Annotated in this window: 17 protein-coding genes; 3 read left to right on the forward strand and 14 right to left on the reverse strand. The window is 64.6% G+C overall.

Annotation, left to right across the window (positions count from 1 at the left end):
• Positions 1-225: 225 nt before the first annotated feature.
• From QMZ05_RS30800 to QMZ05_RS30855, 12 genes are all read right to left on the reverse strand, one after another.
• The gene (locus QMZ05_RS30800; RefSeq protein WP_050421933.1) at positions 226-1,056 is read right to left on the reverse strand and encodes a DeoR/GlpR family DNA-binding transcription regulator; all 831 of its coding nucleotides are present in this window, start codon (positions 1,054-1,056) and stop codon (positions 226-228) included.
• A 120-nt stretch (positions 1,057-1,176) separates the two neighbouring features.
• Positions 1,177-1,887 (reverse strand): HAD-IA family hydrolase, encoded by a 711-nt coding sequence (locus QMZ05_RS30805; RefSeq protein ID WP_353704174.1) that lies wholly within the window; start codon positions 1,885-1,887, stop codon positions 1,177-1,179.
• Positions 1,888-1,971: 84 nt separating this feature from the next.
• The gene (locus QMZ05_RS30810) at positions 1,972-2,166 is read right to left on the reverse strand and encodes a hypothetical protein (RefSeq protein ID WP_279708262.1); all 195 of its coding nucleotides are present in this window, start codon (positions 2,164-2,166) and stop codon (positions 1,972-1,974) included.
• A 163-nt stretch (positions 2,167-2,329) separates the two neighbouring features.
• Positions 2,330-2,683: an acyl-CoA thioesterase gene (locus QMZ05_RS30815; RefSeq protein ID WP_076866407.1), complete on the reverse strand. Its 354-nt coding sequence runs from the start codon at positions 2,681-2,683 to the stop codon at positions 2,330-2,332.
• Positions 2,684-2,772: 89 nt separating this feature from the next.
• Positions 2,773-4,869, reverse strand: coding sequence for a 3-hydroxyacyl-CoA dehydrogenase NAD-binding domain-containing protein (locus QMZ05_RS30820; protein WP_353704175.1), 2,097 nt, complete (start codon positions 4,867-4,869; stop codon positions 2,773-2,775).
• Positions 4,870-4,871: 2 nt separating this feature from the next.
• Positions 4,872-6,155: an acetyl-CoA C-acetyltransferase gene (locus QMZ05_RS30825; RefSeq protein WP_353704176.1), complete on the reverse strand. Its 1,284-nt coding sequence runs from the start codon at positions 6,153-6,155 to the stop codon at positions 4,872-4,874.
• Positions 6,155-8,422, reverse strand: coding sequence for an acyl-CoA dehydrogenase (locus tag QMZ05_RS30830; protein ID WP_353704177.1), 2,268 nt, complete (start codon positions 8,420-8,422; stop codon positions 6,155-6,157). The genes QMZ05_RS30825 and QMZ05_RS30830 overlap by 1 nt, the downstream gene beginning before the upstream one ends.
• Positions 8,423-8,865: 443 nt before the next feature.
• Positions 8,866-10,089, reverse strand: coding sequence for an SMP-30/gluconolactonase/LRE family protein (locus tag QMZ05_RS30835; RefSeq protein WP_353704178.1), 1,224 nt, complete (start codon positions 10,087-10,089; stop codon positions 8,866-8,868).
• Between the two features lie 413 nt (positions 10,090-10,502).
• Positions 10,503-11,126, reverse strand: coding sequence for a flavin reductase family protein (locus tag QMZ05_RS30840; RefSeq protein WP_353704179.1), 624 nt, complete (start codon positions 11,124-11,126; stop codon positions 10,503-10,505).
• 158 nt (positions 11,127-11,284) lie between these two features.
• Positions 11,285-11,893, reverse strand: a complete 609-nt coding sequence (locus QMZ05_RS30845) for a TetR/AcrR family transcriptional regulator (protein WP_353704180.1) — start codon at positions 11,891-11,893, stop codon at positions 11,285-11,287.
• Between the two features lie 21 nt (positions 11,894-11,914).
• Complete coding sequence (locus QMZ05_RS30850; RefSeq protein ID WP_353704181.1) at positions 11,915-15,052, reverse strand: efflux RND transporter permease subunit; 3,138 nt, start codon at positions 15,050-15,052, stop codon at positions 11,915-11,917.
• A gap of 124 nt (positions 15,053-15,176) precedes the next feature.
• On the reverse strand, positions 15,177-16,283 hold the full coding sequence (locus tag QMZ05_RS30855) for an efflux RND transporter periplasmic adaptor subunit (RefSeq protein ID WP_353704182.1): 1,107 nt from the start codon (positions 16,281-16,283) through the stop codon (positions 15,177-15,179).
• A 151-nt stretch (positions 16,284-16,434) separates the two neighbouring features.
• Between QMZ05_RS30855 and QMZ05_RS30860 the strand changes: the two genes are divergently transcribed.
• Positions 16,435-16,665, forward strand: coding sequence for an antitoxin MazE family protein (locus QMZ05_RS30860; RefSeq protein WP_353704183.1), 231 nt, complete (start codon positions 16,435-16,437; stop codon positions 16,663-16,665).
• A 147-nt stretch (positions 16,666-16,812) separates the two neighbouring features.
• Positions 16,813-17,157: a type II toxin-antitoxin system PemK/MazF family toxin gene (locus tag QMZ05_RS30865; RefSeq protein ID WP_353704195.1), complete on the forward strand. Its 345-nt coding sequence runs from the start codon at positions 16,813-16,815 to the stop codon at positions 17,155-17,157.
• 36 nt (positions 17,158-17,193) lie between these two features.
• Here the strand turns inward: QMZ05_RS30865 and QMZ05_RS30870 are convergent, their stop codons facing one another.
• Positions 17,194-18,519, reverse strand: a complete 1,326-nt coding sequence (locus QMZ05_RS30870) for an MFS transporter (RefSeq protein ID WP_353704184.1) — start codon at positions 18,517-18,519, stop codon at positions 17,194-17,196.
• A 337-nt stretch (positions 18,520-18,856) separates the two neighbouring features.
• Entirely contained in the window at positions 18,857-19,642 is a 786-nt protein-coding gene (locus QMZ05_RS30875; protein ID WP_353704185.1) for an IclR family transcriptional regulator C-terminal domain-containing protein, read from the reverse strand.
• Positions 19,643-19,757: 115 nt separating this feature from the next.
• Between QMZ05_RS30875 and QMZ05_RS30880 the strand changes: the two genes are divergently transcribed.
• Positions 19,758-21,116 carry an aromatic ring-hydroxylating dioxygenase subunit alpha gene (locus tag QMZ05_RS30880; RefSeq protein ID WP_353704186.1) on the forward strand — a complete coding sequence of 453 codons (1,359 nt, stop codon included), beginning with the start codon at positions 19,758-19,760 and terminating at the stop codon, positions 21,114-21,116.
• Positions 21,117-21,203 lie beyond the last annotated feature (87 nt).

Consider the following 21,203-nt stretch of genomic DNA (forward strand, 5'->3'; position numbering starts at 1 on the left):
CTCCAGGGGAGGGTGAATGCCGCGGCATCCATTTGTCACCAGCGAGTCAGCGAAGGCACTGACTATTCAGAGCTCCGCACTGCGCACGGCTTCGTCGCATCCGCTGTCATGCCCCGCTTCAAGCGGGGCATCCAGTACGCCGCGGCGTCTCGGCTCAAGCGCGAATGTCTCTGGAATACTGGATCGCCCGGTCAAGCCGGGCGATGACAGCGAGATGATACGGAATCACGCGCTGCGCAGCGTCGCCGGTGTCGCGTCGGCGCCATTGTCGTCGATGTCGACGGCCGGCTTGTCCATTGCGACGACCACCTCGATCCCTCTGCTGTGGCAGATGTTGGCGAGGCCCGCAGGCAACGGCGAGTCGGTGACGAAGGTCTGGATCTGGCTCATATGCGCGATGCGCACCGGCGCGCTGCGGCGGAGTTTGGTCGCATCCGACACCAGCATCACGTTGCGCGCATTGGCGATGATCGCCTGCGCCACCTGTACCTCGCGATAGTCGAAGTCGAGCAGCGCGCCCTCCTCGTCGATCGCGGACGCACCGATGATGGCGTAGTCGACCTTGAACTGGCCGATCAGCTGCGTCGCCGTGGAGCCGACCACCGCACCGTCGGCGCGACGCACCGTGCCGCCGGCCACCACCACCTCGATGCGCGGATGACGGTACAGCAGCATCGCGACGTTGAGGTTGTTGGTGATGACGAGGAGGTCCTCGTGCGAGGTGAGCGCGCTGGCGACCTCTTCCGTGGTGGTGCCGATATTGATGAACAGCGAGCAGCCGTTCGGAATCCGCGCGGCCGCAGCGGCGCCGATCGCCTTCTTCTCCTCGGCGGCGACGAAGCGCCGCGCCTCATAGGCGAGGTTCTCGACACCAGAGGCGATGATCGCACCGCCATGGATACGGGTCAGCGACCGCTCGTCGCAGAGATCGTTGAGGTCCTTGCGGATGGTCTGCGCCGACACCTCGAACCGCTTGGCAAGGTCTTCGACCATGACCCGGCCGAATGCGCGTGCAATGTTGAGGATTTCAGTCTGGCGATGGGAGAGTCCGGCCACGGCGGCCCCCTTGAAACGGCGAGTCGCCCATGGTGCGACCGTTCGGCACCGAGGTCAACGAGCAAGCATCGCCGGGGTTAAGAACTGCGTTGCAGCAATGCCGATTTACCAAGTCATGGCTTACCAAGACATGGCCGACGCAACCAGGCGGATCAATTCCGGATCGTCGAACGCCCGGGCGCTGGCGACGGCGCCGGCCGCGAGCAGGTCGGCATGACTGAGCCCGGTTCGCATCCCGATCGTCGCGATGCCCGCCGCCGTCGCGGACTGAATGCCGGAGCGCGAGTCCTCGAACGCCAGTGACGCCGATGCCGCCGCGCCCGCGAGGCGCAGCCCCTCGAGATACGGCAATGGGTGCGGCTTGCCGTGCGCCAGCTCGTCGCCGATCACGAGGGCCTTGAAACGGTGCGCGATACCCAGCCCCGAGAGCAGCAGTTCGGCGTTCGGGCGCGGCGCATTGGTCACCGCCACCATCGGCACGCCGGCGCGATCGGCGCGGTCGAGCAACGCCATCAATCCCGGCACCGGCACGATCTGGCCGCTGACCAGTTCGCGGAAGATCCGCTCCTTCTCGCTGAGGATGCCGGCGCGGCGCTCAGGCGGCTCGTGGGCGAGAAAGCGCTCGCCGATCGATGCGTTGGAGAAGCCTTGCAGCTCCCTGCCGAAGCGCGCGTGATCGAACGAATGTCCATGCGGGCCGAGCACCCGGTTGAACGCTGCCAGATGGAGTGGATCGGTATCGGCGAGCGTGCCGTCGATATCGAACAGCAGCGCTCCTTGTGTCTGTTGTGTCTGTTGTGTCTGCGACGCTTGGCCTTGTGTCTGCGACATCCGGGGAAATATTCCGTGAACCCGGATGCATCAATACAGCCTCCTGCAGCGCACGCAAACGGCACGCCGCAGCTCATTGGCCGATCAGGAAGCGACCTGCAAAATTTGCCCGGTGACAAGGCGTCGCGCCGCACGCTCGGCCTCGCGTGCGTTGCGGAAGATTTGGCCTTCAAGGGCCTGGAAAAGGTGCGAGGCGGCAAAAAACGCGTACCCGCGCGCGTCGCGCACCACGATACCCGCGGTTTGTGAATTTACCTCGATCACGCAGCTGTCTGACATTGTAGGCCTCGGTTTGATTCCGGGCCGACAACGGTGTCACTGCCTGTTTGTTCCTAGGTTTATTTGCGAACCGAAGCGCCTTTTTGCAATCAGGCAGCGCTCCGGTCTCAGTTTCGACGCGTTTCACTTGCGCCGAATCAGTGGCGTTTTCGCGCGAAAAACGTCAGGTCGAAATCGTCGCGCCGTCGCGCTGGATCGGTTGCGGATGGCCCTGCTCGTCGATCGAGACATAAGTGAAATTGCCGTCGGTGACGAGGATCGACTGCTGCTCGCGGCGGCGCAGCACCCAGGCTTCCAGATGTACCGTGATCGAGGTGCGGCCGACGCGCACGAGGTTGGCGTGCACCGAGACGAGATCGCCGACATAGACCGCCTTGCGGAAGTTCATCGCGTCGATCGCGACCGTCACGGTACGCGACTTTGCAACCTTGCCCGCGAACACGCCGCCGCCGAGATCCATCTGGCTGAGCAGCCAGCCGCCGAAGATATCGCCATTGGCGTTGGTGTCGGCCGGCATCGCCAGCGTGCGGATGCAGAGATCGCCCTGCGGCTCGTTGCCGCTGATCGGCGGCGCGTGAACGTGAGTCTCGGGTGCTTGGGTGTCGGTCACTTGAAGCTCTCCCAGCCGGTATCCGGCGCAAATCGCCCGCCGAACTTGCGCATCAGCGATTGCATGGTCGACACGATATCGTCGACCCCGCGGCTGCGCGCATAGTTGAGCGGGCCGCCACGGAACGGCGCATAGCCGGTGCCGAAGATCATCGCGCCGTCGACCATGTCGGGATCGTCGACGATGCCTTCGCGCAAGGCGGCGACGCAGACATTCGAGATCGGCAGCACCAGGCGATCGATCATTTCATCGCTCACGCGTGGGCCAGTCTCCGGCAAAGGCGATTTCTCCGCTTTGCCGTCCTTCCAGGTATAAAAGCCCTTGCCCGTCTTGCGGCCGAGCTCGCCCTTGGCGACTTTTTCGCGCAACCACGCCGGCGTCGGCGGCAGCGCGTCACCGAACTTCGAGCGCAGCATGTCGCCGACATCGAGGCAGATATCGAGGCCGACCTGGTCGGCGAGCTCGATCGGGCCCATCGGCATGCCGAACTCGATCGCGGCCGCGTCGATCAGGCGCTGGTCGGTCTTCTCGTCCAGCATCATCATCGCTTCCAGCATGTAGGGCGTCAGCGCGCGGTTGACGAGGAAGCCCGGCGAGCTCTTCACCGGCAGCGGCAGGCGGTCGATGGCGCCGACGAAGGCGAGCGCCTGCCTGAGCAAGCTGGCATCGGCGCTGTCATGGCTGACGACCTCGACGAGTTGCAGCCGCGACACCGGATTGAAGAAATGCAGGCCGAGCAGCCGCTCCGGCGTTGCAAGCGTGGTACGCAGATCCTGCAGCGGGATGCTCGACGTGTTGGTGGCGAGGATCGCGCCCGGCTTCATCTTCGGCTCGAGGCCGGCATAGATCTTCTGCTTCAGCTCGAGCTTTTCCGGCACCGCCTCGATGATCAGATCGGCGTTGCGGACGCCCTCGCCGTCCATGTCGGGGATCAGCCGGTCGAGAGCGTCGCGCTGGTCAATCTTCCTGCGCATGATCTTGCCGAACAGCTCGGAGGCGCGCTTCATCGCACCCGCGATCGGCTCGGCCTTCATGTCGGCCAGCGTGACCCGCATGTCCTGGTTGGCGCACCAGGCCGCGATGTCGCCACCCATCGCGCCGGCGCCGATGACGTGGACGTGCGCAACCTTGTTGCCGGATCCTGCCACCTTCTTCATCTGCTCGCGCAGGAAGAAGACCCGGATCAGATTTTGTGCGGTCGGCGTTACCATCAGATTGGCGAACGAGGCCTTCTCCGCGTTCAGCATCGCCGCGCGGTTGCCGGCATGCTTCTCCCAGAGATCGATCAACGCATAGGGCGCTGGATAATGCTTGCGCGGCGCGGCCTTCTCGGCCTCGCTGCGCATCCGCGAGGCGAGGAAGCCCCTCACCGGGCCGAGATTGAGTAGCGAGTTGAGCATGCCGGGCTTGGCGCGCTTCAGCCGGCCGAACACCGCGTCCTTGACCGCGTTGCGGACATGACGCTCCTGCGTCACGGCATCGACCAGGCCGAGCGCCTTGGCGCGGCGCGCGTCGATCGTCTTGCCGGTCAGCATCAAGGTCATCGCCTGCATCGGGTTAATTAGCTCGGTGAAGCGCACGGTGCCGCCGAGGCCGGGATGCAGGCCGAGCATCACCTCAGGGAAGCCGAACCGGGCATCGTCGATCGCGATCCGCATCTGACAGGCGAGCGCGACCTCGAGCCCGCCGCCGAGGCAGAAGCCGTGGATGACGGCGACCGACGGCACGCGCAGCGCCTCGAGCCGGTCCATCACCGCATGCGCGCGGCCGATCTGGGTCTCGACCGCGCCGGGGTCGGTGACGCCGCGAAACTCGTTGACGTCCGCGCCGGCGATGAAGCCGCTTTTCTTGGCCGAGCGCACCACGAGGCCGGTCGGCCGCTGGTTCTCCAGCGCCGTGACGATGGCGTCGAGCTCTTCGAGCAGATCGGCGGACAGCGTGTTGGCGCTGGCACCGGCGCGGTCGAACAGCAGCCAGGCAATGCCATCCTCGTCCCGCGTCAGTTTGAAATTCCTGTACGGGCTCTCAGCGGCCGGCTTCGGCCCGAGCTCGAGCACGCGATCGGCGAGAAGGTCCATGATCCGTGAATCCATGATCACACCATCTCAATCAACATCGCGCCGCCCTGCCCGCCACCGATGCATTCGGTGGCGACGCCGCGCCTGGTGCCGAGCCGCTGCATCGCATTGACCAGATGCAGCACGATGCGGTTGCCGCTGGTGCCGACGGGATGGCCGAGGCTGATCGCGCCGCCGTCGACATTCAACTTCGCGCGGTCGATCTCGCCTGCCGCGCCGTCAAGTCCCAAAATCTCGCGGCAGAATTTGTCGTCGTTCCAGGCGGCGAGGCAGCCGAGCACCTGGGTGGCAAAGGCCTCGTTCAGCTCCCAGGTCTCGACGTCCTGCAATGTCATGCTGTTGCGCTTGAGCAGCGCGCTCGCCGACAGCACCGGACCGAGGCCCATGATCGAGGGATCGAGCGCCGACCACTGGCTGTCGAGGATGACGGCCTTCGGCGTCAGCCCGTGCTTGGCCACCGCGGTCTCGGACGCCAGGATCACCCAGGAGGCGCCGTCGGTGATCTGCGAGGAATTGCCGGCGGTGACCTGGCCCCATGGGCGCTCGAACACCGGCCTCAGCTTTGCCAGCGTCTCGGCTGTGGAGTCCGGCCGAACGCCATCGTCATGATCGTAGAACTTGCCGTCGCGCGAGAACGCGGTCTCGACCTCACCCTTGAGGAAGCCTTGCTTCTGCGCATTCGCCAGCCGCTGGTGGCTCTCGGCCGCGTAGGCATCGGATTGCGCACGGGTGATGCCGAAGAGATGGCCGACCTTCTCGGCGGTCTGGCCCATGTTGAGCTCGGTGATCGGATCGGTCAGCCCGCGCTCGAGGCCGATGATCGGCTTGAAGTAGCTCGGCTTCACCTTCAGCGCCGCGGCGATCTTGGCGCCCAGCCCCTTGGCACCGGCAAAGCCGGCAAACCAGCGCACGCCGGAATTGGGCCAGACCAGCGGCGCGTGGCTCAGTGCCTCAGCGCCACCGGCGAGGATCAGATCGGAGATGCCCTCGCGGATATAGCGATAGCCGGTGTCGATCGACTGCATGCCGGAGCCGCAATTGATCTGCACCGTGAAGGCGACCATCTGCTCGCCCATGCCGAGCCGCAGCGCCGCGACCCGCGCCGGATTCATCTCGTCGGCGATGACGTTGACGCAGCCGAGGATGACCTGGTCGAAGGTATCAGGCGCGAACGGCTGCCGCGCCAGCAGCGGCCGGCCACATTGCACGGCGAGATCGACCGGGGTGAACGGGCCGGGACCGGAGCGTGCCTTCAGGAACGGCGTTCGGCTGCCGTCGACGATAAAGACTGGTCGCGCCATCAGCTCGCCGCCCTCTGCTCACCAAGCTCCTGGAAGAACTGATGCACGTCGGCGGATTTCTTGTAAATCGGGGACAGCGCCTCCGGCGCAAAATCATCGACCTCGATGACTTTTGTGACGGCCTCGTGAGCGGCGGCGAGCTTCTCGCCGTCATCCTGGGTGATGACGCCCTTCTTGACCGCCTCCTGCCAGTCATGCAGCCGCGCCGCGCGCAACTGTTTGGCCGCATCCTCGGCGGCGGCGACGAGGCGGAAGGCCTTCTCCAGCCGCGCGATGCCGCCGTCGTCCTCGACAAAGGCAAGGTCCGGCGTCAAGCGGTCGCGCGCCGCGGATGGCGACAGCACGAGCTGGGCGCAGAGATGCACGATGCGATCGGACGGACCCGTGACGCGCGCGCCGAACGGCTGGATCAGGAATTTCAGCAGCCATGCCACCGGGCGGTTCGGCAGGTTCGCGAGGATCTCCGCAAAGCGGTTCTCGATGGTCTTGAAGCCCGATGCCATGCACCATTCGAGCGCGGGCAGATCCTCCTTCTGCCGACCCTCGTCCTGCCAGCGCTTCAGCGCGGCGGAGAGCAGATAGAGCTCGGACAGGATGTCGCCGAAGCGCGCGGAGAGCATCTCCTTGCGCTTCAGCGCACCGCCGAGGGTGAGCAGCGCCATGTCGGCGCACAGCGCGAACGCCGACGAATAGCGCGAGAGCTGACGATAGAACTCCGTCGCATCGCCGGCATCCGGCGCCGGCGCAAACAGGCCAAAGCTCCAGCTGCGGCCGCAGGCGCGGAACATGGTCGCGAAACTGTGGCCGACATGCTTCCAGAACGCGGTGTCGAACGCAGTCAGGCCCTTGTCGCGATCGGGCTCACTGAGCGCGTTCATCTCCTGCAACAGGTAAGGATGCGCGCGGATCGCGCCTTGCCCGAACACGATCAGATTGCGGGTCAGGATATTGGCGCCCTCGACCGTGATGCCGACCGGCACCGAGCGGTAGAGCCCGCCGAGATAGTTCTGCGGCCCGTCGATCACGGCCTTGCCGCCATGGATGTCCATCGCGTCGTCGATCGCGATCCGCATCCGCTCGGTGGCGTGCAGCTTCATGATCCCGGAAATGACGGCGGGATGATGCCCCTCGTTCAGCGCAGCACAGGTCAGCCGCCGCGCGGCGTCGAGCAGATAGGCGGTGCCGGCGATCCGCGCCAGCGGCTCCTCGATGCCCTCGAACTTGGAAATGGAAATGCCGAACTGCTCGCGGATGCGGGCATAGGCGCCGGTGGTGCGCGCGGCATAGGCGGCACCCGCGGCCGACAGCGACGGCAGCGAGATGCCGCGGCCGGCGGCGAGCGCCGTCATCAGCATCTTCCAGCCCTGCCCCAACCGCTCCTGGCCGCCGATGATGTAGTCGAGCGGAATGAAGACGTCCTTGCCCCAGTTCGGACCGTTCTGGAACACCTGCATCGCCGGCAGATGGCGATGGCCGATCGAGACGCCGGGCAGATGGGTCGGGATCAGCGCGACCGTGATGCCGAGCTCGTCCTCGCTGCCGACGAGGTGATCGGGATCATAGGCCTTGAAGGCAAGGCCGAGCAGCGTCGCGACCGGACCGAGCGTGATGTAGCGCTTGTGCCAGTTGAGCCTCAAGCCCAGCACTTCGCGGCCTTCGAAATTGCCCTTGCAGATGATGCCGGTGTCGATCATCGAGGCGGCGTCCGAACCGGCCTCCGGGCTGGTCAGGCCGAAGCAGGGAATGTCCTGGCCAGCAGCCAAACGCGGCAGCCATTTGTCTTGCTGCTCCCTGGTGCCGAAGCGCATCAACAGTTCGCCCGGCCCGAGCGAGTTCGGCACCATCACGGTGACCGCCGCGGTCAGCGAGCGCGAGGAGATTTTGCGCACCACTTCGGAATGCGCATAGGGCGAGAAGCCGAGGCCGCCGAACTCCTTGGGAATGATCATGCCGAAGAATTTCTTGGCCTTGATGAAGGCCCAGACCTCCGGCGGCAGATCGCGCCATTCCCAGTTGATCTTCCACTCGTCGAGCATCGCGCAGAGCTCGTCGACCGGACCGTGCAGGAAGGCGTTCTCCTCGTCAGTCAATTTGGCCGGCGCGAACGCCAGCAATTTCGACCAGTCGGGATTGCCGGTGAAGAGATCGGCGTCCCACCAGACATCGCCGGCTTCCAGCGCCTCGCGCTCGGTATCCGACATGGTCGGCAGCACGCCACGCGCCCAGGAGAAGATCGGCTTGGAAAGGTAATCGCGGCGGAAGCTCATGGTGGGGTCCTCATGGATCGGCGGCGCGGATGCATAATCTTATCGGAAAGTGCCGGTCCCCGGTGAACACTTCGCTGTTCAAATAAAGCGAAATTGACGCGGCCAAGCCGCCGTTTGTTAACGGCAGGCCGCGCGTTCAGTTCCGAAAGCTGAGGTGCGACAATCAGGTAGCGGGGGATGGCGCCGGGCAGATGCTACCAAGTTCGATCAGTCTTCCGGCACCTCTCCCGCTTGCGGGGGAGGTCGACGCGCGTAGCGCGGCGGGTGGGGGCTGTCTCCACGATACGACTCGCGGAGAGACCCCCACCCGTAGCCGACGCTTTAGCGTCGGCGTCCTATCCAAGAACGGCGGCCCGCTGGGCCGCCTATGCCTCCCCCGCAAGCGGGAGAGGGGGCGCAGTTTGCTGCGCGGTTACACTCTACTTCACCTCACCATGCCTCACTCACGCCGGCCCGGCGCCCTGGGTCGCGGTATAGACCGCGTAGAGCGACTGGCTTGCGGCCATGAACAGGCGGTTGCGCTTGGGGCCGCCGAAGGTGATGTTGCCGCACACCTCAGGCAACCGGATGCGGCCGAGCAGCTTGCCTTCCGGCGACCAGCACGTCACGCCGTTGTAACCGACCGCGCGGCCGGCATTGCTCGAGCACCAGACATTGCCGTTGACGTCGCAGCGGATGCCGTCCGGTCCGCACTTCACGCCGTCGATCATGAAATCGCTGAAGCGCTTGCCATTGGTCGGCTTGTTGTCGGGCCCGACATCGAACACGAAGACGTCGCCCTTGCCGCCCGCGCCGGTATCGCCCGGTCCCTTGCCGGTCGAGACGACATAGAGCTTCTTGTAGTCCGGCGAGAAGCAGATGCCGTTCGGATCCGGCACCTGGTCCTCGCTCACCACGAGATCAATGCGGCCGGAGGGATCGATGCGGTAGCAATTGGTCGGCAGTTCGCGCTTGGCCGGCACGAAGCCCGCCGGCTGGCCGATCCTGGGATTGAGCTTGCCGGCGGAATTGCCGGGGCCGCCGGCCGCGTCCGGCTCGCCCTCATAGAGCTGGCCGCCATAAGGCGGATCGGTGAACCAGTAGCTGCCGTCGGGATGCGCGACGATGTCGTTCGGCGAGTTCAGCCGCTTGCCCTGATAGGAATCGGCGAGCACTGTCGCGGTGCCGTCATTCTCGTAGCGCGTCACGCGGCGGGTGAGATGCTCGCAAGACAGCTGGCGGCCCTGGAAGTCGAATGAATTGCCGTTCGAATAGTTCGACGGCATGCGGAACACGCTGACATGGCCGTCATCTTCCGACCAGCGCATCTGCCGGTTGTTCGGGATGTCGCTCCACAGGAGGTAGCGGCCCTGCGCACTCCAGGCCGGCCCTTCCGCCCACAACAGGCCGGTGTGCAGGCGCTTGATCGAGGTGTTGGGCTGGGCGAGGTCGTTGAAGGACGGATCGACGGCGATGACGTCGGGGTCCCAGAAATAGGTGGTCGGCGCACCGCGCGGACTGAAGTCGCGCGGCGGGCTGGTGATGGTTGTCGGCGGCCCGACAGGCGCTGGCGCGTTCTGGGCCAGCGCGCCACCGACGCCGGTTGCGGCAGCGGCCGCCCCCACCGCCAATCCCTGGACAAGTGTTCGCCGTGAAACGTTCGGATCGCGCCGCTCTTGACGTGTCATCGCATCCTCCCACTCTGCTGGCCGGCCGTTGATCCGGCCTGGCGCGCGGGAGGTTAGACTGCTCGCCCCGAGGTTGCGAGTGACGGTTTTTCATCCCCGAGGGCGGAAATTTCACATTGTTGTGGTTTTCGCTTCCGTCATTGCGGGTGAGACGGCAAAGCGCTGTACTCGCCGTAAGCCCTATTCGTTCGCTTGATGTACATTTCGCGCCACACTCACTACTGTCGTCCCTGCGAACGCAGGGACCCATACGCCGCCGCGGGTGTTGTGAATGGAGCTCGTCGTTCCGGCGTAATGCGACAATGAACATTCGTGGTTATGGGTCCCTGCTTTCGCAGGGACGACACTGAGTGCGTTGCGCAATTTGTGAGGCAAACGTCCATTGGCTCGCAATGGCGGTTACATGGACAGGCTCAATCCGGCCGGATCATCTCGAACATGTTTTCCGGCTTGATCTCGAAATAGTCGCCCCGCCGGCCGGCGCGGACGATCGGGTGGGCGAGACCGGTCTGGTAGACGCCGTCCTTGATGAAGGCCTTGTCGATATGGACGGCGACGACCTCGCCGAGCGTCAGCCAGGCCTCGGCCTTCTTGCCGTCGGCGCCCTGGAGCTGGATGATCTGGCTCACCTTGCATTCGAACGACACCGGGCTTTCGGCAACGCGCGGCACGTTGACGAGCTTGCCGGGTACCTGCGTCAGCCCCGCGAGCTTGAACTCGTCGACATCGCGCGCGACATGCGCCGCGGTCGCGTTCATGTGCTTGGCCAGATCCATCGTCGCCAGGTTCCAGACGAACTCGCCGGTGTCCTGGATGTTGGCGACGCTGTCCTTCCAGTTGGTGGAGGAGAAGCCGATGATCGGCGGCACGTAGCAGAAGGCGTTGAAGAAGCTGTAGGGCGCGAGGTTGACGTTGCCGCCCTTGTCACGCGAGGAAATCCAGCCGATCGGCCGCGGCGCCACGATGGCGTTGAACGGGTCGTGCTTCAGGCCGTGGCCGTTCTTCGGCTCGTAGAAATGCAGGTCTCTCGCGGTCACGGTGCAGCCCCTTGGTAGCCCGGATGGAGCGCAGCGCAATCCGGGGCGATCTCGCAAGCGGATCAATGCCCGGATTACGCTGCGCTCCATCCGGGCTACCACGTCGCTTCGCTCGCAATGACAGGAGAGTCAACTGACGAAAACGTCAGGTCTGGCGCTCAATGGGCGCGGGCGCGCGGCGACAGGCCGAAGATGACGAAATCGATCATCTGATCGATGGTCGGGCCCGGCTTGGTGGCGCATTGGGCGATCATCTGCGGGTGGAAGAACCGCATCATCGCCGTGCAGGCGCACAGCGCGGCAACCTCGAGATCCTCGACCTCGAATTCGCCCGAGGCCACGCCCTGCGCGATCACCTCGCCGATGATCTGGCCGATCAGCTCCATATGGGCGACGCAGACCTCCCAGTCCTCCTGCATCGCGATCTCGACCATCTCGTGGAGCTTAGAATCGCCGACATAGCGCTCGGTGTTCATGCGATTGATGGTCGTCATCATCTGCCGCAAGCGCGTCGCGGCCGGCCCCTCCGACCGCGCGATGCGCTGCGCCTCGACCTCGACCTCGCCCATCAGGCCGCGGGCCACGCCTTCGTGGATCGACTTCTTCGAATCGAAGAAGCGGTACACGTTGGCGGGGCTCATCCGCAGCTCTTTGGCGATGTCGGCGACCGTGGTCTTCTGGTAGCCGATCTGCCGGAACAAGCGCTCCGCCACCACGAGAATCCGTTCGCGGGTGTCGGTTTCGCTATGTTCCGAGATCAGTGTCATGTTGGCCTGCTCAATCTTCAATTATTCGGCCGCCTCAGCAAGTGGAAATGCGAGTTGTCCTTTTCCCGCATGCTGCGGCGCAGCATCGGTTTGCTCGGGGCCGCTTTCCTCGAGGGTCTTGCGGAACCAGAGGGCGTAAAGGCCCGGCAGATACAGCAAGGTCAGGAAAGTCGCAACAAACAAACCGCCCATGATGGTGATCGCCATCGGGCCCCAGAACGCCGAGCGCGACAGCGGGATCATGGCGAGGATCGCGGCGAGCGCGGTCAGCACCACCGGCCGGGCGCGCCGGACGGTGGCCTCGACGATCGCCTCGCGCCGGGTCAGGCCGGACGCCACGTCGCTCTCGATCTGATCGACCAGGATCACCGTGTTGCGCATGATCATGCCGGCAAGCGCGATCAGGCCGAGCAGCGCCACGAAGCCGAACGGCTGGTTGGCGACGTTGAGCCCCAACGAGGCGCCGACGATGCCGAGCGGCGCGGTCAGGAACACCAAGGTCAGGCGCGAGAAGCTCTGCAGCTGGATCATCAAGAGCGTCAGCATCACCATCACCATCACGGGGAAGAGGATGAAGATCGACGCGTTGCCCTTGGCGGATTCCTCGAACGCGCCGCCCGGCTCGATCCGGTAGGCCGGCTCGAGATGGGCCTGGATATCTTTCAGCTTCGGCGCGATCTGGTTGGTGGCGTCGGGCGCCTGCACGCCGTCGACGACATCCGAGCGCACCGTGATCGCCATGTCGCGGTTGCGCCGCCACAGGATCGGCTCCTCATGCGCATATTCGATTTTTGCAATTTGCTGCAGCGGGACCGCCACACCATTGCGTGACGTGATGGTGAGGTCGCCAACCCGGCCGAGATCAAGCCGCTCGGACTGGACCGCACGGGCGACCACGCCGACCTTCTCGATGCCGTCGCGGATCGTGGTGACCGGCGCGCCTGAGATCAGCATCGCCAGCGCCTGCGAGACGTCCTGCGGCGTCAGACCGAGCGCGCGCGCCCGATCCTGATCGACGGCGAGCTTCAGATAGGGCGACTGCTCGTTCCAGTCGAGCTGGACGTCCTTGACGTTCTTGTTCTGGCGCATGACCTCGCGCACCTGATAGGCGATGTCGCGCACCTTGTTCGCATCCGGTCCGATCACGCGGAACTGGACCGGGAAGCCGACCGGCGGACCGAAGTTGAAGCGGTCGACGCGGACCCGCGCCTCGTTCAGCGCGCCGTCGGCGGCGGCCTGCTCGATCTTGGCCTTGACGCGCTCGCGCGCCTCGACGTTCTTGGCGAGGATCACGATCTCGGCGAACGCCTCGTTCGGCAGCTGCGGGTTGAGGCCGAGCCAGAAGCGCGGCGAGCCCTGGCCGACATAGGCGGTGTAGGTCGCAATGTCCTGGTCGCCCTTCAGCAGCCCTTCGGCCTGCTTCACTGCCTTTTCAGTCACGTTGAAGGCCGTGCCTTCGGGCAGGCGGAGCTGCAGGAACAGCTCGGGCCGCTCCGACAGCGGGAAGAACTGCTGCTGGACGTGGCCGAAGCCGACGATCGCGGCGACGAACACGCCGACGGTCGCCGCCACCACCTTGATGCGGTGATCGACGCACCACTGCACGACGCTGCGCAGGCCGCGATACATCCGCGTCTCATAGATCGCGTGCGGATCGTGGTTCTGGTGCACCTTGATGTTCGGCAGCAGCTTGACGCCGATATAGGGCGTGAAGATCACCGCGACGAACCAGGAGGCGACCAGCGCGATCGCCACGATCCAGAAGATGCCGCCGGCATATTCGCCGACCGCCGAATTGGCAAAGCCGATGGGGAGGAAGCCAGCGGCCGTGACCAGCGTCCCCGTGAGCATCGGAAACGCAGTAGATTCCCAGGCAAAGGACGCCGCCTTCATGCGGTCCCAGCCCTGTTCCATCTTCACCACCATCATCTCGACCGCGATGATGGCATCGTCGACCAGAAGGCCGAGCGCGATGATCAGCGCGCCGAGCGTGATGCGGTGCAGGTCGAGCGACATCGCGTTCATCACGATGAAGACGATGCCGAGCACCAGCGGCACCGACAGCGCCACCACAATGCCGGTGCGCCAGCCGAGCGCCACAAACGAGACGAACAGCACGATCGCGAGCGCCTCGACGAAGGAGTGCACGAACTCGCCGACGGCGTGCTCGACCACCTTGGGCTGGTCGGCGATCTGCTTGATATCGATGCCCTGCGGGACCGCCTTCATGAACTCGGCGGTCGCCTGCTGCACTTCCTTGCCGAGCTCGAGGATGTTGGCGCCCTTGGCGGTAACGACGCCGACGCCAAGCGCGGGCTTGCCTTCCTGGCGGACCTTGAAGGTCGGCGGATCGACATAGCCATGCGTAACGGTCGCGATATCGCCGAGCCGGAACACGCGGCCGTTGCTCTCGACCGGCGTTTCGGCAACCGCCTTGACGCCGTCAAGCGCACCGGTGACGCGCAGCGGCACGCGCTGCGACGACGTCTCGACCGTGCCGGCCGGCGTGACGTTGTTCTGCTTGGCGAGCGAGTCGAACAGCGCCTGCGGCGTGATGCCGAGCGTCGCCAGCTTGGCATGCGAGAATTCGACGAAGATGCGCTCGTCCTGGATGCCGTAGAGATCGATCTTGGTCACACCCGGCACCTTCAGCAGGCGCTGGCGAAAACCTTCCGCGACCTTCTTGAGCTGCGCGTAATTGGCGCCGTCGCCGGTCATCATATAGAGGATCGAATCGACGTCGGAGAATTCGTCGTTGACCACGGGACCGAGGATGCCGGAGGGCAGCTCGCCCTGCACGTCGACCAGCTTCTTGCGCAGGAGATAGAAGAGATAGGGCACATCCTTCGGCGAGGTCGAATCCTTGAAGGAGACCTGCATCGCCGTGAAGCCCGGCTTGGAATAGGTCTGCACCTTGTCGAAGAACGGCAGCTCCTGCAGCTTCTTCTCGATCGGATCTGCGACCTGCATCTGCATTTCCTGCGAGGTCGCGCCCGGCCACATCACCGAGACGTTCACCACCTTCACGGTGAAGAACGGATCCTCGGCACGGCCGAGCTTCTCATAGGAGAAGAAGCCGGCGGCGCCGAGGATGATCATCAGGAACAGCACCAGCGTCGGATGGCTGACCGCCCAGGCCGAAAGGTTGAAGCGCTTCATCGAACTCTCCAGGTCCAAATCGTCTCGACTTCAATCGTCATTGCGAGCGAAGCGAAGCAATCCATTCTTCAGCGCGCGGCGACGTGGATTGCTTCGTCGCTTCGCTCCTCGCAATGACGCGGGACTAGAACGACAGCGACGACACGACCCGCACCTTCTGGCTCGGATCGAGTTTCTGCACGCCGAGAGCGACCACCTTGGCGCCGTCGTCGACACCGCCGGAGATGACGACGTTGTTGCTCTCATAGGCCTTCACCTTCACCGGCTTCAGCGCGATGTCGCCCTTGTCGTCGACGATGTAGAGCGAGGGATCGCCGCCCTGGCTGTACAGCGCCGACAGCGGCAGCTTTGCCACCCGCTCGCTCGCCTTGTCGGCCAAGGTCAGCGTCGCGGTCATGCCGAGCGAGACCGCCTCGTCGGCGTCCGGCAGCGAGAATTTTGCGAGATAGGTGCGGGTGGCGGGATCGGCCTGCGGCGCGACCTCGCGCAGCTTCGCGGCATAGGACTTCTTGGCATCCGTCCACAGCGTCACCGCGGCAACGCCCGACCTGGCACGAGCAAGAAGCGTCTCTGGGATCGCGACGACGGCTTCCTTCTCACCAAGTCGGGCGACACGGATCGAGGCCTGGCCCGCGGCAACCACCTGGCCGGGCTCGATCATGGTCGCTGTGACGACACCCCGGGTGTCGGCCACCAGCGTTGCATAAGAGAGGGAGTTCTTGGTCAGCTCGACCGAGCGCTCGGCGCGGTTCAGCCGCGCCCGCGCTTCATCACCGGCCGCCTTAGCCGAATCGAGCGCCGCATCGGTGGTCCAGCCCTTGGCTTTCAGGTCCTTGGCGCGCTGCTCGGCGGCCGCGGCCTGCGCCAGCACGCCGGTGGCGGCGGTGAATTCCGCCTCCGCCTGCTCGGCCTGCAGCTTCAGGTCGACCTCGTCGAGGGTGGCCAAGGGCTGGTCAACGTCGACTGTCTGTCCGACCTCGACCAGCCGCTTGGCCACCTTGCCGGCGACCCGAAAGCCCATATCGGCTTCGATACGGGGCTTGATGGTGCCGACAAAGCTGCGCTCAGGGGTTTCAGCTTCATAATGGACGGTCGCCACCAGCACGGGGCGTCCCGGATCTTCGGTTTCGGCCGCCTTTTCGTTACAGCCGGCCAGCGCGAACACCGCAAAAGCAAGCGATGCTCCCGTCAAGAGCCTGTAATAGCTCGAGAAAATGGAACGGCCGAACATCTGAATTCTCCATCGGGCTGACGACTGATGAAGAGTATCGATTTATCACTGATAAATGTCAATATTCGTCAGTAGTAACCTATTCGTGAGCTCCATGGCGTCCATGAATAATTCTTGCTATGGTTACATGTAACTATGTGGAGAAAGGTTCATGGCCTCTTCCTCGACGCCGAAGCCGTCACGGATCAAGGTTCGCGAACATCGAGAGCGACTCCGCGCCCAAGGGCTTCGGCCAATCCAAATTTGGGTACCCGATGTTCGCTCGGAGCGATTCAAGTCAGAAGCGCACCGACAATCATTGGCCGTAGCGTCAAGCGCTCAAGCCGATCACGAACAGGCATTTGTCGACGCCATCTCCGTATGGCCCGACGAAACAGAATGACCTGGAAATAGATGACCGTGGTCTCTTCGCGAAGTTGCCGGTCCGAAACATTTGCTCACCCGACTCAACGTAGCTTGCGCCCATCGAAACCCCGTCCACGGGCGGGTACCTAGCAATGGAGCAGGCCTAATGGCCGTTCAACAGCGAATGGAGCGCGGCAAAATCTGGATCGTCGCCGGTGGAAAGGACTATGCGGGCAAGCCGCGACCGGTCGTCATCGTGCAAGACGACAGTTTTGACGCGACAGATTCGGTTACGGTTTGTCCGTTTACGACGGAGGAGATCGAGGCGCCACTCTTCCGAGTGCAGGTCGAACCGAACGAGCGCAACGGGCTGCGTGCACCTTCCCGCCTGATGGTGGACAAGATCACTACGGTAGCAAAATCAAAGATCGGGACGGAGATTGGACGCCTCGATGATGAAGACCTCCTGCGGCTCAATCGGGCCATGCTGGTTTTTCTCGGGCTTGCCGGAGCGCAGAGGACGGCCTGAAACCAGGCTCGCGGCAAATCGTAACAACCAACATCGTTACTTCGCGTCGGCGAACTCGGTCTTGGTCTCGTGGCTGCCGAGGAAAACCAAAAGCCCCGCCGCGAGCGGCAGCAGCGCCAGCACCAATAGACCGGTCGAGGTGCTGCCGGTCGCCTCCTTGACCCAGCCGATCAGATAGGGCCCCCCGAATCCGGCGAGGTTGCCGATCGAGTTGATCAGCGCGATCGCGCCGGCGGCGGCGGTGCCGGACAGCCAGGCGGTCGGCAGCGTCCAGAACACCGCGAAGGTGCAGAACACGCCGATCGCGGCGACCGTCAGCACGACCATCGTCATGGTCGGATCGGTGATGTAGCTGGAGACGGCGAGCGCCAGCGCCGTGAGCAAGAGCGGCGCGCCGACATGAAACACGCGCTCCCGCGTGGCATCGGACCGGCGCGCCCACAGGATCATCGCGACGGTGCCGAACGCATAGGGGATCGCGGTGACGAAACCGGTCTGCGCGTTGGTCAGACCGAACGCCTTGACGATCTGCGGCAACCAGAACTGCATGCCGTAGAGCGAGGCGACGAAACCGAAATAGATAGCGCTGAGCGCCAGCACCTTCGGCGAGGACAGCGCCTCGAACAGCGTGAAGTGCTTCGCCGCCTGCTTGGCCGCGACCTCGGCATCGAGCTTCGCCTTCAGCCACGTCTTCTGCTCGGCCGAGAGCCAATCGGCCTTCTCGGGCCGGTCGGTGAGATAGAACCAAGTGACGATGCCGAGCAGCACCGAGGGGATGCCCTCGATGACGAACAGCCACTGCCAGCCCTTCAGCCCCATCACGCCGTCGAGCCCGAGCAGCAGGCCGGAGATCGGCGCACCGATCGCGGTCGAAACCGGGACGGCGATCGCGAACGCGGCGAGGAAGCGCGCGCGATACTCGGCCGGATACCAATAGGTCAGATAGAGAATGATGCCGGGGAAGAAGCCGGCCTCGGCGACGCCGAGGAAGAAGCGCAGCGCGTAGAAGCTGTGCTCGTCATAGACCGCCGCCATCAACGCCGAGAGGATGCCCCAGCTCACCATGATGCGGGCGATCCATTTGCTGGCGCCGAACCGCTCCAGCGCCAGATTGCTCGGCACCTCGAAGACGAAATAGCCGATGAAGAAGATGCCGGCGCCAAAGGAGAATACCAGGGGCGAGAACTTCAGCTCGGCATTCATGGTGAGCGCCGCGAAGCTGAGATTGACGCGGTCGAGATAGGAGAAGAAGTAGGCCAGGATCAGGAACGGGATCAGCCGCCAGGAGATCGCTCGGATCGTGGACGTCTCGATCTCGCTGCGGGCGCCCTGATCGGGCGCGACGGTTGCGGTCTGGCTCATCTGTTTCCCCCAGGCTATTGCTTGCCTTGAGGATTATTGCGTGGCTCCGCCTTGGGCAATGGCAAAAACTCGAAGCGCACAGCGCAGAGGGGAATTCCGGGCCGCAGCCTGGCAGCCCGCGCCGACAGAGCCAAAGCGCGAAGCGGTTAGATGGAAGCGGTCTGGCGGCAAACTCGCTGCACCTCTCCCGCTTGCGGGGGAGGTCGGTTCGCATCGACAGATGCGAACCGGGTGGGGGCTTTCTCCGCGATATGACTCGTGGAGAGAGCCCCCACCCTAACCCTCCCCCGCAAGCGGGAGAGGGGACCGCGGTTCCGATGCGGCTGCTACTTGATCCTCACAGCAACCGGCTCTTCACATCCTCCGCCCCTTCGCGCAGCAGCGGCAGGAAACGATCGATCAACTCCTTGGCCGGCACCCGATCGACATGCGCGCCCATGTTGATCGCGGCGACGATGGTGCCGTCGTAGCGGCGCACCGGCACCGAGATCGAGCGGAAATGCGGCTCCGCTTCGCGGTCGACCAGTGAGTAGCCCTGCGCGCGATCGGCGATAATCGTCGCGAGCAGCTTCTTCGGGTCGGTCGTGGTCTGCGGCGTCACAGCTTCACGGCGCATCGCCTTCAGGCGCGCCGCGAGCTCGGCATCATCGAACCGGCCGAGCATGGCGCGGCCGACCGAGGTGCAGAACGCCGGCAGCCGGTAGCCGATGTCGAGACCGGCGGAGAACACCCGGGTCGGGCTCGAGCGCGCGACGAACACGACGTCGTCGCCGTCGAGCAGCGCAAGCGAAGCAATCTCCTGCGCCGCGGTCGCGATGCGATCGAGCACCGGCTGCAGCACCGTCACCACCTGATTGGATTGCAGGAACGAGCCGGCCAAGGTCAGCACATGCGGCGTCAGCGTGAACAGCTTGCCGTCGGTGCTGACAAAACCGCCATGCGCGAGCGTGAACAGGATGCGGCGCACGGTGGCGCGCGGCAAATCGGCGGCGCGTGCGAGATCGCTCAGCGTCGCCGGACCGGTGACGGTGCCGAACACCTGCAGCAGGCGCAGGCCACGATCGAGCGCCTCGACGAAATCGGTGGCGCGCTCGTCCTGATCGGTCCGTTTCAGCTTGGGCATCGGGGGTCTGCGGCTTTGAACGGTTCAAAAATTGCGCTTGCTGTCCAAACCAGACATGGCATAATTCGCACATTCGTTCAATAGGCGAACAATTCCAAATCCGGGAGACGCCGCCATGATGAGCCAGGAAGCGAACGATCTGATCACCCGCACCGGCCGCAAGGACCCTTGCGGAAAGCTGATGCGGAGTTACTGGCAGCCGGCGGCGCTGGTCGACGAACTCGAAGGGCCACGTCCGGTTCGGCCGGTGCGGCTGCTGGGCGAAAACCTGGTGCTGTTCCGCGGCGAGGACGGAAGTTACGGCCTGATCGATCGCCACTGCGCGCATCGCGGCGCCGACCTCGCCTTCGGCCGGCTCGAGAACGGCGGCCTGCGCTGCGCCTTCCACGGCTGGCTGTTCGACACATCAGGCCAGTGCATCGAGACGCCGGCCGAGCCGGCCGGCTCGCAGCTGTGCAAGGGCATCAAGCAGCGCTCCTATCCGGTGGTGGAGAAGAGCGGCATCCTGTGGGCTTACCTGGGCGAAGGCGCTCCGCCCGCCTTTCCGGAGCTCGACTGCTTCGTCGCGCCCGGCAGCCACACCTTCGCATTCAAGGGCCACATGAACTGCAACTGGTTGCAGGCGCTCGAGGTCGGCATCGATCCGGCGCACGCCTCCTTCCTGCATCGCTTCTTCGAGGACGAGGACACCTCGGCGGCCTACGGCAAGCAGTTCCGCGGCGCCTCCGCCGGCAGCGACATGCCGATGACCAAGATCCTGCGCGAATATGATCGCCCGATCATCAATGTCGAGCACACCGAATACGGCCTTCGCCTGATCGCGCTGCGCCAGCTCGATGACACCAGCACCCATGTGCGCGTCACCAACCAGCTGTTTCCGCACGGCTTCGTGATTCCGATGTCGACCGAGATGACGATCACGCAGTGGCACGTGCCGGTCGACGACGAGAACTGCTACTGGTACGCGATCTTCACCAGCTACGCGGCGCCGGTCGACAAGCAGAAGATGCGCGATCAGCGGCTCGCGCTCTATACGCTGCCCGATTACAAGTCGCGCAAGAACCGCAGCAACGATTACGGCTTCGATCCGCACGAGCAGGCGACCGAGACCTATACCGGCATGGGCACCGACATCAACGTCCACGACCAGTGGGCGGTGGAATCGATGGGCGCGATCCAGGACCGCACCAACGAGCATCTCGGCCAGAGCGACAAGGCGATCGTGCAGTATCGCCGCCTGCTGCGGCAGGAGATCGAGAAGGTTTCCGGCGGCGAGAAGCCGATGCTGTTCCTCGATGAGGCCTCCGCGCGCAGCATCCAGGGCCCGGCGACGATGGACGGCATCGGGCCGACCCAAGGCTGGGAGCTCTACTGGATGGAGGTCGACGTCAAACGCCGCCGCGGCGCACCGTGGGCCGCGCCCGTGCCGCGCGAGATCGCGGGCAAGGTGCAGCATCTGACGGCGGCGGAATAGCATGTGTTCAACACCAGCCGTCATTGCGAGGAGCGAAGCGACGAAGCAATCCATGCCTCCGCGTATGCGGAACGATGGATTGCTTCG

The sequence above is a fragment of the Bradyrhizobium sp. INPA03-11B genome (assembly GCF_040446015.1).
Classification (GTDB): Bacteria; Pseudomonadota; Alphaproteobacteria; order Rhizobiales; family Xanthobacteraceae; genus Bradyrhizobium; species Bradyrhizobium macuxiense_A.